The organism is Methanocorpusculum petauri (genome assembly GCF_026891975.1).
In the GTDB taxonomy this organism is placed as follows: domain Archaea; phylum Halobacteriota; class Methanomicrobia; order Methanomicrobiales; family Methanocorpusculaceae; genus Methanocorpusculum; species Methanocorpusculum petauri.
Genome location: NZ_JAPTGB010000010.1, coordinates 1 through 13,855, shown reverse-complemented (window position 1 = coordinate 13,855; position 13,855 = coordinate 1). Strand labels below are relative to the sequence as shown.

Annotated in this window: 18 protein-coding genes; 8 read left to right on the top strand and 10 right to left on the bottom strand. The window is 52.1% G+C overall.

The window, feature by feature from the left end:
* Positions 1-38 precede the first annotated feature (38 nt).
* The 4 genes from O0S10_RS05475 to O0S10_RS05460 are packed head-to-tail and all read right to left on the bottom strand — an operon-like array spanning position 39 to position 3,359.
* A complete protein-coding gene (locus O0S10_RS05475) occupies positions 39-434 on the bottom strand; it encodes a Zn-ribbon domain-containing OB-fold protein (RefSeq protein ID WP_268924891.1) in 396 nt (131 codons plus the stop codon).
* Positions 435-437: 3 nt separating this feature from the next.
* A complete protein-coding gene (locus O0S10_RS05470) occupies positions 438-1,601 on the bottom strand; it encodes an acetyl-CoA acetyltransferase (RefSeq protein ID WP_268924890.1) in 1,164 nt (387 codons plus the stop codon).
* A gap of 10 nt (positions 1,602-1,611) precedes the next feature.
* Positions 1,612-2,655, bottom strand: coding sequence for a hydroxymethylglutaryl-CoA synthase (locus tag O0S10_RS05465; RefSeq protein WP_268924889.1), 1,044 nt, complete (start codon positions 2,653-2,655; stop codon positions 1,612-1,614).
* Positions 2,649-3,359, bottom strand: coding sequence for a helix-turn-helix domain-containing protein (locus O0S10_RS05460; RefSeq protein ID WP_268924888.1), 711 nt, complete (start codon positions 3,357-3,359; stop codon positions 2,649-2,651). The genes O0S10_RS05465 and O0S10_RS05460 overlap by 7 nt, the downstream gene beginning before the upstream one ends.
* Positions 3,360-3,469: 110 nt before the next feature.
* Here O0S10_RS05460 and O0S10_RS05455 point away from each other — a divergent pair, with 110 nt between their 5' ends.
* Both O0S10_RS05455 and ribB read left to right on the top strand, forming a co-directional pair.
* Positions 3,470-4,144, top strand: coding sequence for a DUF120 domain-containing protein (locus tag O0S10_RS05455; RefSeq protein WP_268924887.1), 675 nt, complete (start codon positions 3,470-3,472; stop codon positions 4,142-4,144).
* On the top strand, positions 4,137-4,814 hold the full coding sequence (gene ribB, locus O0S10_RS05450) for a 3,4-dihydroxy-2-butanone-4-phosphate synthase (RefSeq protein ID WP_268924886.1): 678 nt from the start codon (positions 4,137-4,139) through the stop codon (positions 4,812-4,814). The genes O0S10_RS05455 and ribB overlap by 8 nt, the downstream gene beginning before the upstream one ends.
* A gap of 46 nt (positions 4,815-4,860) precedes the next feature.
* Here ribB and O0S10_RS05445 read toward each other — a convergent pair whose 3' ends face one another.
* Together O0S10_RS05445 and O0S10_RS05440 are read right to left on the bottom strand one after the other, a co-directional pair.
* Positions 4,861-5,061 carry a helix-turn-helix transcriptional regulator gene (locus tag O0S10_RS05445; RefSeq protein ID WP_338148558.1) on the bottom strand — a complete coding sequence of 67 codons (201 nt, stop codon included), beginning with the start codon at positions 5,059-5,061 and terminating at the stop codon, positions 4,861-4,863.
* On the bottom strand, positions 5,045-5,677 hold the full coding sequence (locus O0S10_RS05440; RefSeq protein ID WP_268924885.1) for a DUF2178 domain-containing protein: 633 nt from the start codon (positions 5,675-5,677) through the stop codon (positions 5,045-5,047). Before O0S10_RS05440 ends, O0S10_RS05445 begins: the two co-directional genes overlap by 17 nt.
* 532 nt (positions 5,678-6,209) lie before the next feature.
* Between O0S10_RS05440 and O0S10_RS05435 the strand changes: the two genes are divergently transcribed.
* A complete protein-coding gene (locus O0S10_RS05435; protein ID WP_268924884.1) occupies positions 6,210-7,991 on the top strand; it encodes a YgiQ family radical SAM protein in 1,782 nt (593 codons plus the stop codon).
* A 171-nt stretch (positions 7,992-8,162) separates the two neighbouring features.
* Here O0S10_RS05435 and O0S10_RS05430 read toward each other — a convergent pair whose 3' ends face one another.
* Genes O0S10_RS05430 through eif1A form a run of 3 tightly spaced genes read right to left on the bottom strand, consistent with a single transcriptional unit; the run spans position 8,163 to position 10,280 of the window.
* Positions 8,163-9,428, bottom strand: coding sequence for a cation:proton antiporter (locus O0S10_RS05430; RefSeq protein ID WP_268924883.1), 1,266 nt, complete (start codon positions 9,426-9,428; stop codon positions 8,163-8,165).
* A 56-nt stretch (positions 9,429-9,484) separates the two neighbouring features.
* On the bottom strand, positions 9,485-9,931 hold the full coding sequence (locus tag O0S10_RS05425; RefSeq protein WP_268924882.1) for a formylmethanofuran dehydrogenase subunit E family protein: 447 nt from the start codon (positions 9,929-9,931) through the stop codon (positions 9,485-9,487).
* Between the two features lie 31 nt (positions 9,932-9,962).
* The gene (gene eif1A / locus O0S10_RS05420) at positions 9,963-10,280 is read right to left on the bottom strand and encodes a translation initiation factor eIF-1A (RefSeq protein ID WP_268924955.1); all 318 of its coding nucleotides are present in this window, start codon (positions 10,278-10,280) and stop codon (positions 9,963-9,965) included.
* Between the two features lie 190 nt (positions 10,281-10,470).
* On the opposite strand from eif1A, the gene O0S10_RS05415 reads away from it, so the two are divergent.
* The 5 genes from O0S10_RS05415 to O0S10_RS05395 all read left to right on the top strand — a co-directional run bounded on the left by O0S10_RS05415 (position 10,471) and on the right by O0S10_RS05395 (position 13,342).
* Complete coding sequence (locus tag O0S10_RS05415) at positions 10,471-10,863, top strand: GntR family transcriptional regulator (RefSeq protein ID WP_268924881.1); 393 nt, start codon at positions 10,471-10,473, stop codon at positions 10,861-10,863.
* Between the two features lie 3 nt (positions 10,864-10,866).
* Entirely contained in the window at positions 10,867-11,727 is an 861-nt protein-coding gene (locus O0S10_RS05410) for an ABC transporter ATP-binding protein (RefSeq protein WP_268924880.1), read from the top strand.
* Positions 11,724-12,371 carry an ABC-2 transporter permease gene (locus tag O0S10_RS05405; RefSeq protein ID WP_268924879.1) on the top strand — a complete coding sequence of 216 codons (648 nt, stop codon included), beginning with the start codon at positions 11,724-11,726 and terminating at the stop codon, positions 12,369-12,371. Before O0S10_RS05410 ends, O0S10_RS05405 begins: the two co-directional genes overlap by 4 nt.
* 14 nt (positions 12,372-12,385) lie before the next feature.
* Positions 12,386-13,003 (top strand): ABC-2 transporter permease, encoded by a 618-nt coding sequence (locus O0S10_RS05400; protein WP_268924878.1) that lies wholly within the window; start codon positions 12,386-12,388, stop codon positions 13,001-13,003.
* Between the two features lie 114 nt (positions 13,004-13,117).
* Positions 13,118-13,342 carry a hypothetical protein gene (locus O0S10_RS05395; RefSeq protein WP_268924877.1) on the top strand — a complete coding sequence of 75 codons (225 nt, stop codon included), beginning with the start codon at positions 13,118-13,120 and terminating at the stop codon, positions 13,340-13,342.
* 232 nt (positions 13,343-13,574) lie between these two features.
* Here the strand turns inward: O0S10_RS05395 and O0S10_RS05390 are convergent.
* The coding region (locus O0S10_RS05390; RefSeq protein ID WP_268924876.1) for a hypothetical protein at positions 13,575-13,855 on the bottom strand (281 nt) is incomplete at its 5' end.

Here is a 13,855-nt window from a genome sequence, read left to right as displayed (position 1 = left end):
GGAAACGAATCTACGGACAACACCAGAAAAAAGAAAAATTATGCCACATCCGGCACGAACTTTGTACCATAGTGGATAACACCGTCCGAACCCTCGCGGTCCAGAACACGGAACACCGACTTCACCGGCATACCGATATACACCTCATCCGGCTCGCAGATAACCTGCGTCGTCATACGTGCCCCTTCCTCCAGCTCAATAATCGCCAGCACATACGGCTTCATATCCGCATACTGATCACTTGCCGAGTGGACAATTGAGAACGTCATAACCTTTCCCTTGCCGGAACACTTATGCTCCACAATCTTTCCGTTGCGGCGGCAGTGCGGGCAGACCGAACGCGGCGGGAAAAACACCCTGCCGCAGGTCTCACACTTTGTGCCGACCATATTGTATCTCTGGGGAATCGCTCTCCAGAATCGTGCAACTGTCATCGTTTAGGCCCTCCTGAAAATGTGCGACACAACCGTAGCACCCGTACCACCCACATTCTGGGTCATACCGACCTCGGCTCCCTCAACCTGACGTTTACCTGCCTCGCCTCTCAGCTGCTGGACAACCTCCCAGACCTGCTTGATGCCGGTTGCACCAACCGGGTGGCCGCATGCCTTCAGACCGCCGGACGTATTCACTGGCAGTTTACCGCCAATCTGCGTCTCGCCCTCCTCCGTGAACTTCCCTGCTGTTCCCTTCGGAACAAAACCGAGATCCTCAATCGCGCAAAGCTCAGCAATTGTGAAACAGTCGTGAACCTCCACAAAGTCAATATCTTTGCGTTCCAGTTTTGCCTGCTGAAACGCAGAATTCCCGGCAGCAACCGTTGCACCCATCGTAGAAAAGTCCGGACGATCATGCAGCGCAATCGTGTCGCCCGCCTGCGCAGAAGCCAGAACCTGAATCGGCGTATCGGTAAACTCCTTCGCACGCTCCAGCGGACAGACAATCACCACCGCCGCACCATCCGAAACCGGCGAACAGTCAAACAACCGCAGCGGAGATGCAACAATCGTCGATTTCATCACCGTAGACTGCGTAATCTCCGATCTGAACTGTGCATACGGATTGCGTGCACCATGATAATGGTTCTTCACCGCAACCTGCGCCAGCTGCTCACGGGTCAGACCGTACTTGTGCATGTAGTCACAGGCGATCATCGCATACAGACCCGGGAATGTTGCTCCCGCAAAACTCTCCCATTCTCTGTCTGCTGCACCGGCCAGGACATCGGTCGCGTCCGACACATCCGTCATCTTCTCAACACCGGCTGCCACAACCACATCAGACATACCTGATGCAACCGCTGCAACCGCCTGCCGGAACGCAAGACCGCCGGAAGCACATGCCGCCTCTACACGGGTTGCCGGCACATGCAGCTCGCCGCCGAGACCCACATAGTCCGCAACAAGTGCGCCCACATGTTCCTGACCAATAAACCTGCCCGCAGACATCGACCCGACAAACATCGCATCGATCTGCTCACCGGCAACATTCGCATCCTCAAGCGCAGCAACACCTGCCTCCGTGCACAGGTCACGGAACGACGTGTCCCAGCGCTCTCCAAATGCCGTGATACCGGCACCAATAACTGCTACATCTCTCATTTTCCGCACCTCACACCTTGATCTTTCCTTTATGGCGGGCATACACCGCATAATCAAGATACGTTGCACAAGCGAGCATCGCCTCAACCGACGGACCCTTCGAGCGGTCAATTTTATCGAGGATTGCATCCGTCACTGTCAGGTCAAATGCATCCGAACCCGAACCACTGCCGTAGCTTGTGATAAAGATCCGGTCACCCGGTTTTGCCACGTCCAGAACCGCTGCAAGACCAAGCGGAACCGCACCGCTGTACGTGTTGCCGAGTCGCGGCGCGAGCAGACCCGTTTTAATCTGATCGTGCGTAAACCCGAGCATTGCCGCACCCTTCTGCGGGAACTTCGCGTTCGGCTGGTGGAATACTGCGTAATCATAATCCGCAGGTTTTGTACCCATATGCTCAAGCATCATATGCGCAGCACCGGTCACATGCTTAAAGTATCCCGGTTCTCCCGAAAATCTTCCGCCGTGACGGGGATAATCTTCACCCTCGCGGCGCCAGAAATCCGGTGTATCCGTCGAAAACGAACAGGTGTGATTGATAACCGCAATCGGATCATCGTTACCGATCACATATGCCGCACCGCCGGCAGCCGCTGTGTACTCAAGAGCATCGCCCGGAGCACCCTGTGCAGTATCCGCACCGATCGCAACCGCGTACTTCATCATACCCGACGAAACCAGACCCATTGCGGTCTGGATACCGGCGGTTCCTGCCTTGCAGGCGAACTCATAATCGGCTGCCGTCATCACGGGCGTTGCACCGATAGCCTCACCCACGGTCACCGCCGTCGGCTTCACCGCATACGGGTGAGACTCGGAACCCACATAGACCGCCTTGATCTCTGCGGGATCGACTGCTCTGCGTGCAAGAGCGCTGCGTGCAGCCTCTACTGCAATCGTTGCCGTGTTTTCATCATAGTCGGGGACAGCTTTCTCGGAAACGCCAAGACCGCCCTTAATCTCTGCGGCATTAGCACCCCAGACACGTGCGATCTCCTCGACCTTAATCCTGTAACGGGGGATGTATGCCCCGTAGGTAATAATTCCTACCATTCTGTATTCCTCAGGCGGGTAATAATATCCTGCACATCAAGCGACGTACATAATACGGTTATGCGATCCTTCTCTGCAAGCATCTTCACCAGTGGGTGAACATTTTCCACATCAATCCCCTGCAAAATAACATACGGGGGCTTAAACGGCGTTACCCGGATGGCAATCATCGGAGACTTTCCGGTGGAAACGTCCGTGAAGATCAGTGCCCGTTCGGTACTCCAGCCGTAAATGCGGTTGAACTCATTCGGAGAAAGGTTCAGAATTGCATTCTGGCTGTTCACCACGGTATAACCGAAGATCTGATGATCCTGTGAGCCGTAAAGAAGGGTGCATTCGATCAGTTCCGACAACTCTCGGATCGGAATTGACGAGGCGAAATCATGGATATCATAGATGACTTCATCATCGTAATCAGAAAACAGCAGCTTGCCGTACTTCTGAATGTACTTGCCGCCGTTCTCCTCATCAATATCCAGAAGAGTATCTACTATTTTTCCAACCACTCCGGTGCCCGGACTTTTTCTCCGTCCGCTCTCATAATCACTGATAACGGACGGGGAAATACCAAGGTGATCTGCAAGCACACCGGGAGCAATCTGAAAACTGGATCTCCATTTTTTCAGCGCTTTCCCGGGAGCGTCTGAGAGAGTAATTTCACCTGCCATTTTTTCGGCAAGCTGTTGACGCAGTCCCGGTTTCATACAACATATTGTATTTCGTTCCTTACATAAAAGGCTGGTCGTCGAATTCGTCAATGCACGAAGTAATAGATACGAACTCATATATAGGAAACAACCCAATAGTGAGTATCATGGTTACAGTCGATGCAGAGGATACTCTCTGTCTGAAGCGTATTGCAGCAATGGGGGGATGCAAAGGACCAGTCCGTCTCTCAACACAGAGTCTCGGCGAACAGCTGGGGATCAGTCAGCAGACCGCTTCGCGCAGACTGCGCTCGCTGGAAACTGCGCATCTTATCTCCCGGACAACCGAATCATCGGGGCAATTCGTACTGGTAACAAAAACCGGCGAGGAACTGCTGCGCCGAGAATTTTCAGAGTACTGCAAAATTTTTGATAGGATCGGCGGCCACTATGTCCTCACCGGCAGCGTGATCTCCGGAGTGGGTGAGGGCAGATACTACATGTCCATTCCGCACTATCAGGAAAAATTCACCGAACTCTGCGGGTTTTCCCCGTACCCCGGAACCCTGAATGTAAAACTGAACCCGCAAAGTGTTCTCGTCCGCAAACGGATAGATACGCTTGAGTGGATTACGGTTCCAGGATTTTCCGACGAGCACCGGACATTCGGCGAAGCACACTGTATCCCCTGCAGAATCGACAACATCCCCTGTGCGATTGTGGTTCCCGGCCGCACACATTATCCGGAAGACATTATTGAAGTAATCTCCGGCGTTCCCCTGCGCGGAACACTCGGACTAAGTGACAATGACAATGTAGAGGTAGAAATTGGATATGATTGATGAGGCATTGGACGCCCTGAAACAGGGCAAGGTAATTCTGCTGTATGATTTTGACAACCGCGAAAAAGAGACGGACTTTGCGATCCTCTCCTCTGCAGTCACCCCGGAAACAATACGGATGTTCCGCAAAGACGGCGGCGGTCTGATCTGTACGGCAATCTCCGGAGCAGCAGCGCAGGCATTCGGTCTGCCGTTTGCATCCGACGCCCTGCGGTTCGCCGGAGACATTGTGGAAAAAGAGGGAGACGTCCCCTACGACCGGCGCAACCACTCCTCCTTCTCACTGTGGGTAAACCACCGCAACACCTATACCGGCGTCACCGACCGCGATCGGGCACTGACCGTCACCTCCATTGCGGAGTATGTGAAAAACTTTGAAAACGGAATTACCGGAAAGTTCGCTGACGATTTCCGCACACCGGGCCACATGGCACTGCTGCGCGCAGCAGATGACCTGCTGGATCAGCGCCGCGGCCAGACAGAATTATCCGTTGCTCTGGCACAGATGGCGGGCGTAACCCCTGCCGTAACCATCTGCGAGATGATGGCAGACAACGGCCTCGCACTTGACAAGGAAGGGGCAAAAGCATATGCAAAAGAGCACGGACTGGTATTCATTGAAGGACAGGAAGTGCTTGATGAATGGGAGCGGCGCAGGGCCGCGGCCTGATCTTTTTTATTTTTTTGGAACCAGAACCTTCAAAAAAAGAAGACCCTCACCCCTCAAACGTGAAGATCTCCTCAATGGTCGTATTGAAGTATCTCGCCATGCGGAACGCAAGCTCCAGTGACGGATCGTACTTGCCCTTCTCGATAGCAAGAATCGTCTGGCGGGTAACCCCGAGCGCCTGTGCAAGCCCCTCCTGTGTGAGATCGTGCATCGCCCGATAGACTTTGATCTTATTCTTCATCGTCATCCCACTCCCCGAATTTGTGAGAGTAATAAATTCTGAAAGCTACATAGATGAACAACATTAACACGAGCAGAAGAATCTGGATCACACCAAAAATGCCAAGATGCGAGATAGCAATCATCTCCGGCGGTGTCGGGAAGATGCTGACGACTTCCATCGGGGCGGTAGTTACAGAGTAGACAGCATCCGTTGCATTCTGGTGAATCGTGAACGCAACCGAACTGTCCATTGGAGGCTGAGTAAAATTTATCCCGTGAATCAAACTGTTTTTGGATTCAGACAGGGTGCTTACTTCACCCGGTTGATATACAGAAACAATAAATTTCTGAAAACCAAGGGAAGCACTGAAAACATAGACGACTGTTGCAAGATTTACGGAAAAAAAACTGACCCAGAACGCTTTCAGCGTAGCTGACGCTGTTTTCATATCAATGAGATTCTGACGCTCGTCAGCACAGCAGTCCGTTACATTCCTGCGCAGAATAAAATACAGCAGCGCTCCTGCAACAAAACCCACGCCGATAATGAACGGATTGGAAGCCTGAATGGACTCCCAGAAAAGTAGAACCTCAATGAGACCAATAATGCCGATTATGATATAGAAGTTATTTTGTTTCATGACTGTCAACCCTGCCTGAATTCCCGCCACCATCTGCGGGAATGTATGCAACCTTTTACATTATACAATTGTGTACAGGGATATTATATCTTTCTCATATCCGGAGAGAGTAGGTTCGGGAAAAGAGAGAACTCTTCGGCATCAGTCGTCTCATGGGGGTTTCACCGACTGATGCCTCTTGAGTCTTCCTGTGGTGTGTGGTATGAATGGGTGTGTGTATGTATGTGACTGATTCTTACCTGTCTGGATTTCGTGTGTTGTGTGTGCTGTTGTTTTTCTTGCTGAATGCTGTTTCTACTATAGAGGAGGAATTTTCATCTACTTCCTGGAGGAAATGGGAATAACCACTGTTGTGCCGGGGGACACCTTCTGAGTCTTCCCATTCCTTCAGTGTATAGTATATTTTACATTATGTAATATATAGTTTCCCGTAGGGACAGACATCCGCGACACTTATCACCCCTCCGGTATAACATAGAGAACAACTATGAGTGTCCCCCGAAATCCTTTGCCGCAACCGGAGTTTTTGCCGATGACGCAGGAGGAACTGAATAAATGTGGGATCACGCAGCCCGATATAATTCTTGTTTCCGGTGATGCCTACGTAGATCACCCTTCATTTGCAACATCACTGCTCGGACGGGCTCTGTGGGATGCAGGCTTTACTGTGGGTGTCCTTGCCCAGCCGGACTGGAAGGATCACAACCTCAAAAGTTTCAAACGTCTGGGAAAACCACGCCTGTTTTTTGCAGTCGTTCCGGGTGCTGTGGACCCGCTGCTCAACGCCTACACCCCGGCGCTGAAAAAACGGTCAAAGGACAGTTACTCACCCGGGGGAAAACTTACCCGTCCGGAACGTACCACAATAGTGTATGCGAACGCTCTCCACTGGCAGTACCCCCAGATTCCGATCGTTATCGGCGGAATTGAAGCAAGTCTCCGGCGATTCGCCCACTACGACTACTGGAGCAACAGTGTCCGGCAGGGAATTCTTGCCGACGCGCCGGCATCGCTTCTTGTGTACGGGATGGGTGAACTTGCCCTTATTGAGATCGCAAAACGGATGCAGCAGGGTGATGCAATCAACACTATCCGCGACATTCCCGGCACCTGCTGGACGATGAGCGTAGGTGAATTCCGCAAAAATCCGCCTGAAGACGCCGTGCTACTGCCGTCCTATCCAAGCGTGGTCGGCAAAGGAGTATTTGCAAGTGCCTACGCGGTCATGTACCGCGAAGGGCACAAAAGACTTGTGCAGCCGCACCCGAAAACCGTAATCGTAGCAAACCCGCCCATGCGTCCGCTAACAACGAAGGAACTTGACCACCTCTACGAACTTCCGTTCACCCGGAGACAGCACCCGTCCTACAAAGAACCAATTCCGGCACTTGAACCGGTACAGTTCTCTCTGGTAACGCATCGCGGCTGTTTCGGCGGCTGCTCATTCTGTGCCATCACGCATCATCAGGGAAGAATCGTTACCTCACGAAGTGAAGAATCACTCATTCGCGAGGCGAAACGCATGACCGAAATGCCGGAGTTCCGGGGAACGATTCAGGATGTCGGCGGCCCGACGGCAAATATGTACGGTTGTACGTGTGAGAAATGGAAAACGGGAGTGCCCTGTCCCGACAAAAACTGCATTAAGTGCGGGGCATTTACCGACGGGACGGAGCGGCAGCTGGCGCTTCTGGAACGTCTGCGCAACCTTCCAAGGGTCAAACATGTGTTCATCAGCTCCGGCATCCGCTTCGACCTCATCCCCAAAGATGCCTCAGGCGACCACTACCTGCTGGAACTGCGGGACCACTACATCTCCGGACATCTGAAGGTCGCACCCGAACACATCTCCAAACCTGTTCTCGCCCTGATGAACAAACCGCAAAACCGGGTGTTTTACGATTTCCACGTACACTTTGAATCGTTACAGAAACGAACAACCCCTCACGGCGGGAACCGGCAGTATCTGCTGCCGTATCTGATGTCTTCTCATCCTGGATGCCGGATTGAAGATATGATCGATCTTGCACTGTATCTGAGAAAGTACAATCTCTACACTGAACAGGTGCAGGACTTTACGCCGGTTCCCATGACCTTGTCCACGGCAATGTACTACAGCGGTCTCCATCCCCTTACCCGGAAGAAAGTCTATGTGCCGGTTGGTGGTGAAAAACGCATTCAGCGTGCTCTTTTGCAGTGGAAAGATCCGAAACAGTATGATCTGGTCATTGCCGGACTGCTGCAGGCGAAGAGAAGCGATCTTATCGGAGATCTTATACCCGCACGCGGAAAATTTGCCAGAGAGAAGAAATAGGTCCGGAAGATACGTGCGGGAGCGGATGATGTACTGCGGTGACAGCAGTTCATCGTGATTTTTTGAAGAAGATAACGTGTTGAGTGCGGTTGTCCGCGTGCTATGTACGTGGGATGTTTCACGGGGCTGCAATACTCGTGAACGTTTGATCCGGGATTTCAAAAAAAGATTTTAGTTACTGCTGCAATCTGCAGCAGGATCAGGTTTTTTCTCGGACTTGAAGAACCAGCCCCGATATACCAGCGGCACTATCACCGTTGTAATTAGCGACATCAGCACAATCGCGATGAACACTTCATTCCCCAGCTGGAGCAGATACTCCTTTTGAACTGCATCTGCTGCCGCCGCTGCCATGTCCTGGAAATGCGTCAGCGCAATCAGACCGACGATCATCGCCACTTCCCCGCGGGGAGCCATTCCGAACCCGATGATCAGTGAATCGCGGGTGTTCATGCCAAGCAGCCGCGCCGGCAGGCCACAGCCCACCACCTTCGTGATGATGGCCACTGCAATCAGCGCAACAATAAACCACAGCATCTCCGGTTTTTCGAACAGATACTGCAGATCCACAATAATACCCAGTGAGACGAAGAATATTGCCGCGAAGATGATGTACAGATACTCTGCACCGAGCTTGATGTCAAGACTATGCTTCAGACTCACGCGGTTGACACACACGCCGGCAAGGAACGCACCGACAATAGCCGATACTCCCACAAACTCTGCCGCCATTGCATAGAAGAATGCAACCATCATCGCAAAGATGAAGACGAACTCCGGGAACTGCCGGGCGAGTTTCGTCGCGTCCATTCGGGAGATCAGCGGCGGAATCACTTTGATACCGACAACCGCTGCGATCACTACGAACCCAATCGATTTGATCACGGTCAGGGCAACCGCCATCGGCACAAGTTCACCGGTCGCGCCGAGGTCCTTGCAGATGGACAGGACGATCAGACTGAGAATGTCATCAATAACCGCAGCACCGATGATGGCTTTTGCAAACGGCTGGTGAAGTTTCCCCATTTCCCGCAGTACGTTCGCCGTAATTGCAATACTCGTCGCGGTAAGTGCGGTTCCGATGAAGATTGCGGTGTAGAAGTCCATATTGAAGAATATGGATGTTGCGTATCCCCCAATCCAGGGGACAATCACCCCGACAAGGGCTATCACCCCATATCGCCAGTTGGTGATATCACTAAGCTCGAACTCAAATCCAATCACAAAAAGGAGGATGATTGCACCAAGACCTGCTAAGCTCTGGACGAAGTCGGTGTACGTGATCAGCCCGAGAACGCTGGGACCCACAATGAGACCGACCAGAATCTCACCGATAACCGCGGACTGGTGGATGCGTGTTGCCAGGAGATATCCGCCGAGCGCCACGAAGAGCAGCAGGCTCATCTGAAACTCGACTGTTGATGTGATATCCTCCATAATAGTTCAATTTCAGATGGGGGCTGAAACGTAAAAAGAATATCGTTTGGACGAAGTTATTCTTCGCGAACGGCGAATAATTTTTCGTCCGGGATTGCCTGCATGACATGGAAAAGTTCGTCTTTAATCTCGTTCATGCGGCGAAGATCCTCCGGGGTTGCGGTGCCTGCCTCAACTTTTTTCTTGATCGCGGTAAGTTCATCACTGGTAAGGTGCGTTCCCGGCAGTTCGTCGATGAAGAGTCTGCGACCGTCCGGTTTGGTGATGACAAAGCTGACAGTGTTGGTATCAGCGACAACCATGCGTTCCGGATGGTTTTTCACGTCAAAGGTAACTTTGAGTGCATCCAGCGGACAGCGGGTGGTGTGGGCGACAATTCTGACGTCGTCGTCCTCTCCCGCCCAGGTCGCCGCAACCACGGCGATCTTATAGCCAAGGGCAATCCCGGGACAGGTATGTCCGTGAGCCTGTGCTATGGTTTCAAATGCAGGAATCTGTACCATGATACGTTGAGAAAAAATGGTGGTGATGTGTTCAGAGATATTTGTGTGAGCGGAGCCAGTCTACCTGCGGGGTAGTGTAGCGGTAGACGATATCGCATTTGTCGTCCTGGAAATCCCACGGGATAACAATGAGAATGTCACCTTCGCGGATCCAAACCCGTTTCTTAATTTTTCCTTTTATGCGGCCAAGACGGGTGACACCGTCCGAACAGCGGACTTTGATATGGTTTGAGCCAAGCATGAGTTCTGCCTGGGCAAACTGTTCTTTTGTGCGACGGTTCGGAAGTTTTACGCGAATAATACTTCCGTCTTCTGCTACGTCCTGATTTGCGTTTTCTATTCGACCCAGAATATCTACCCCTGTTTGGGTAATACATTGGTTGCGTCATCAGATAAAGATGCCTGATGAAGAAGGGTTGTTCCCATGGTATGAAGCTGCTCTGAGTGTCCGGTGGGATTTGGTTTTTTCGCGTGGTTCGTGGTTACTTCCGGTACATCTCCGTGCGAAAGTATTAATGTATATACACGATATATACAATATGACGCAGGAGGTCCCCGTGAACATCATCATCAGCAATGCAAGTGATAAGCCCATTTACGAGCAGATTACCTCGCAGATTAAACGCATGATCATCAGCGGCGAGCTTCCCGAAGGGACCGCACTGCCGAGCATGCGTCTTCTTGCAAAGGAACTGCGCATCAGTGTAATCACCACAAAACGTGCCTACACCGACCTGGAACATGACGGATTTATCGAAACCGTCACCGGCAAAGGCAGTTTTGTTGCGAGATCAAATCTTGAGATTATCAAAGAAGAACAGATGCGGCTGTGTGAAGAACATCTGCAAAAAGCCGTGGACATTGCCGCACAAAGCGGCATTACGTATGAGGAGCTTCGGGAAACTCTCGAACTGCTCTACAACGGAGAGTAACAAATGGAGTATGCAATAAAAGTAACAGATCTTTGTAAAGTCTATCCGGACTTTGCGCTGGACAATGTTTCCTTTGCGGTACCGAAAGGGTGCATCATGGGATTCATCGGAGAAAACGGTGCAGGAAAATCAACGACGATTAAGGCAATGCTGAATCTTATCCATCGTAATTCGGGAACTGTTGAGATTCTCGGGATGGATCTGGACAGTCACGAAAAGGAGATTAAGGAGAGAATTGGCGTGGTGTTTGATGAGTGCTGTTTCCACGACAATCTCACTCCGGCTGACATTTCCAAAATTCTCGGAAACATCTATCAGAGTTGGGACGGGAAACTATATCAAACGTATCTCGCGCGGTTCGGGCTTGGGGAAAAAAAGAAGATTAAGGAGTTTTCCCGCGGGATGAAGATGAAGCTCGGTATTGCTGCGGCTCTTGCCCACAAGCCGGATGTGCTGATTCTGGATGAGGCGACCAGCGGTCTTGATCCGATCGTGCGTGAGGAGATTCTTGATATCTTCCTTGATTTCATTCAGGATGAAAAACATGCGATTCTGATTTCATCGCACATCACCAGCGATCTCGATAAGATCGCAGATTATCTGACGTTCATTCATCATGGTAAAATTGTTTTTTCGGCAGGACGCGATGAGCTGATGGACAGCATGGGTGTAGTGAAGTGCGGTGCAGAGGATATTGCGGGGATCGAGAGAGATCAGATTATCCGGTTCCGCAAAAACCAGTTCGGGTGTGAGGTTCTGGTCCGTGATAAGAGGGCGGTTGCCGCTCTGCATCCGGAGATGGTGATTGATCCGGTAACAACCGAGTCAATTATGCTGTTTTATTCCCGGGGTGAGGAGCTGTGAACGGGCTGCTGTACAAGGATCTTCTGAATCTGAACCCGACAATGAAGTATCTGGCAGTTATGGCGCTGATCTTTTGTGTGGTGTTTATTCCGATGGGAAACGAGCTGCCGGTGTACATTATTCTGATTATGTTCGGTGCGATGCTGCCGACAACGGCGATCAGTTTTGATGCGGCGGCCAGATGGGATAAGTACGCGGTGAGCCTGCCGCTGACGCGCCGGGAGATTGTGGCGGAGCGGTATCTGCTGATGGTGGGTGGTATTTGCGTTGCGGGTATTATTTCTCTGGCAATTGCGATTGCGATGACGGTTCTGATGCCGGGCGAGGGAATTTTTCTGCCCTTCATTGATCCGCTGACGCTGATGGTGATGTTTGTTGCCTGCGGGCTGTTTCTGGGCAGTATTGCTCTTCCGCTGACGCTGAAGTTCGGGGCAGAGAAGATGCGCTATATTATTATGGTGATCGCGCTGACGCCGGTTGTGGTGATGCTTGGTATGACGTTTCTGATGGATCTTTCAGGAACGTCGCTGGCCGCGCCGGTACTGATGCCGGTCATTCTCGGTGGTATGCTCGTGATTACGGCAATTGTTGTGTTTGTGTCCTACCGGTTTTCGGTGGGGATTTACGCGAAGAAGGAGTTCTGAGTCAGGAGATGCGTATGAACGGACTGCTGTTGAAGGACTGGATATATCTGCGGCCGGCCATTGGGATGATGGCAGTGGTGATCGTTGTCTGTATGGTGCTGTTTGTGCCGTGGGGGGTCAGTTCGGTTGCGTTTCTGGTTGCTACCGCGATGGTTCTTCTTCTGCCTGTCAATGCCATGGCACTGGATACTTCCAGCCGGTGGGAGCGGTATGCGCTTGCGCTGCCGCTCTCCCGCCGGGAGATTCTGGCCGCCCGGTATGTGTTTTCGTGTCTGTGTCTGGGTGCGGCTGCGCTGGTTTGCGGGGCGGCGGCGGTTGGTTCGGTGGTGTTTCTGAACGGGTATGATCTGCTGGGAGTGTCGCCGCTGGTCTGGTGGACGGGATGTGTCGGCGCAGCACTGCTGATGCTGGATCTGATGCTTGCGGTGTATTTTGTGTACCGGATGAATGTCGGAATTCTGTTGTTTCTGGTGTTGTGTTTTGCACCGATTGCGGCGGTGTACTGGCGTCATCTGCTGATTTCGGAGATGCTTGGCGTCTGGGCGGGGATTTTTGCGGTGCTGGGTCTGTCGGGGTTGTGGGTGTCGTGGCGGGTTGCACTGCGGGCGTTTGAACGCTGGGATGTGAGCTGAATGTCCTTTTGGGCTGGTGGTGAAGGATGTGCTGTTTGTGGTTGTACGTTGTGGTGTCACACTGATTCTGCCGCTATCCAAGTGTGTATATCCTATGAAGGATGATTACTGTCTATGACAACCAGTGCAGCAAAGAAGGCAGAGATTGTGGCGTACCTTGAGCAGATTGCTGCAATCCAGAGCGAGGGTGATAATGATGTTGTTGAGGTTCGTATTGCGAAACTCGGCGATGGTATTCACCATTCAAAGGAGCTGAATCATCATGAGAAGCATACGGCGGGCGAGATTCTGAAGATCCGCGACTGGAATGCGCTGAAGAAGTATCTGGAGAATATGTAATTTTTTTCTTTTTTGGGTTTTGTCGGGGGTAATAGTTTTCAGACGCTGTTTCGGAGCGTGATCGGTGTGATCCTTTCGGGGCGTGACGGTATTTTGTGAGATTGTTTTCCTGTGTTCCTGCGAGGTGGTATGCAGGCGGCAGGGAGTTGGGCGGTTGGTGTCTGCTCTGAAGATGCTATGAGGCAGGGTTTTTGTTTTTTTCAAAAAAGAGGTGTCAGGGAGGTGTCTCCCGTTAGTTTTTCCGCCGCAGGAGGATGCCCGCTGCGAGGAGTCCGAGGAGTCCGCCAAGTACCGGGGCGGGTGCCTGGGTTAAGGTGGGCTGTGCGCCTGCGGCAGTGGTGGCGACCGGTGCTGCGGTGGTGGCGGTTGTGCCGCTCTGTGCCTGCGTCGATGCCGGGGCAGTGGTCGCTTTGGCGGTCGTCTGGGCGGTCTGCGTGGCGGTTGCTGCGGTACCGGACGACGTCCATTTTGCATACAGGGTCATGTCGCCCGGGATGCTGTCGCTGAAGCTCC

Bases quoted from the DNA above. Each gene is read 5' to 3' on its own strand.
- O0S10_RS05475 (WP_268924891.1), bottom strand. From the start codon at position 434: ATGACAGTTGCACGATTCTGGAGAGCGATTCCCCAGAGATACAATATG.
- O0S10_RS05470 (WP_268924890.1), bottom strand. From the start codon at position 1,601: ATGAGAGATGTAGCAGTTATTGGTGCCGGTATCACGGCATTTGGAGAG.
- O0S10_RS05465 (WP_268924889.1), bottom strand. From the start codon at position 2,655: ATGGTAGGAATTATTACCTACGGGGCATACATCCCCCGTTACAGGATT.
- O0S10_RS05460 (WP_268924888.1), bottom strand. From the start codon at position 3,359: ATGAAACCGGGACTGCGTCAACAGCTTGCCGAAAAAATGGCAGGTGAA.
- O0S10_RS05455 (WP_268924887.1), top strand. From the start codon at position 3,470: ATGGTTACAGTCGATGCAGAGGATACTCTCTGTCTGAAGCGTATTGCA.
- ribB (WP_268924886.1), top strand. From the start codon at position 4,137: ATGATTGATGAGGCATTGGACGCCCTGAAACAGGGCAAGGTAATTCTG.
- O0S10_RS05445 (WP_338148558.1), bottom strand. From the start codon at position 5,061: ATGACGATGAAGAATAAGATCAAAGTCTATCGGGCGATGCACGATCTC.
- O0S10_RS05440 (WP_268924885.1), bottom strand. From the start codon at position 5,677: ATGAAACAAAATAACTTCTATATCATAATCGGCATTATTGGTCTCATT.
- O0S10_RS05435 (WP_268924884.1), top strand. From the start codon at position 6,210: ATGACGCAGGAGGAACTGAATAAATGTGGGATCACGCAGCCCGATATA.
- O0S10_RS05430 (WP_268924883.1), bottom strand. From the start codon at position 9,428: ATGGAGGATATCACATCAACAGTCGAGTTTCAGATGAGCCTGCTGCTC.
- O0S10_RS05425 (WP_268924882.1), bottom strand. From the start codon at position 9,931: ATGGTACAGATTCCTGCATTTGAAACCATAGCACAGGCTCACGGACAT.
- O0S10_RS05415 (WP_268924881.1), top strand. From the start codon at position 10,471: ATGACGCAGGAGGTCCCCGTGAACATCATCATCAGCAATGCAAGTGAT.
- O0S10_RS05410 (WP_268924880.1), top strand. From the start codon at position 10,867: ATGGAGTATGCAATAAAAGTAACAGATCTTTGTAAAGTCTATCCGGAC.
- O0S10_RS05400 (WP_268924878.1), top strand. From the start codon at position 12,386: ATGAACGGACTGCTGTTGAAGGACTGGATATATCTGCGGCCGGCCATT.
- O0S10_RS05395 (WP_268924877.1), top strand. From the start codon at position 13,118: ATGACAACCAGTGCAGCAAAGAAGGCAGAGATTGTGGCGTACCTTGAG.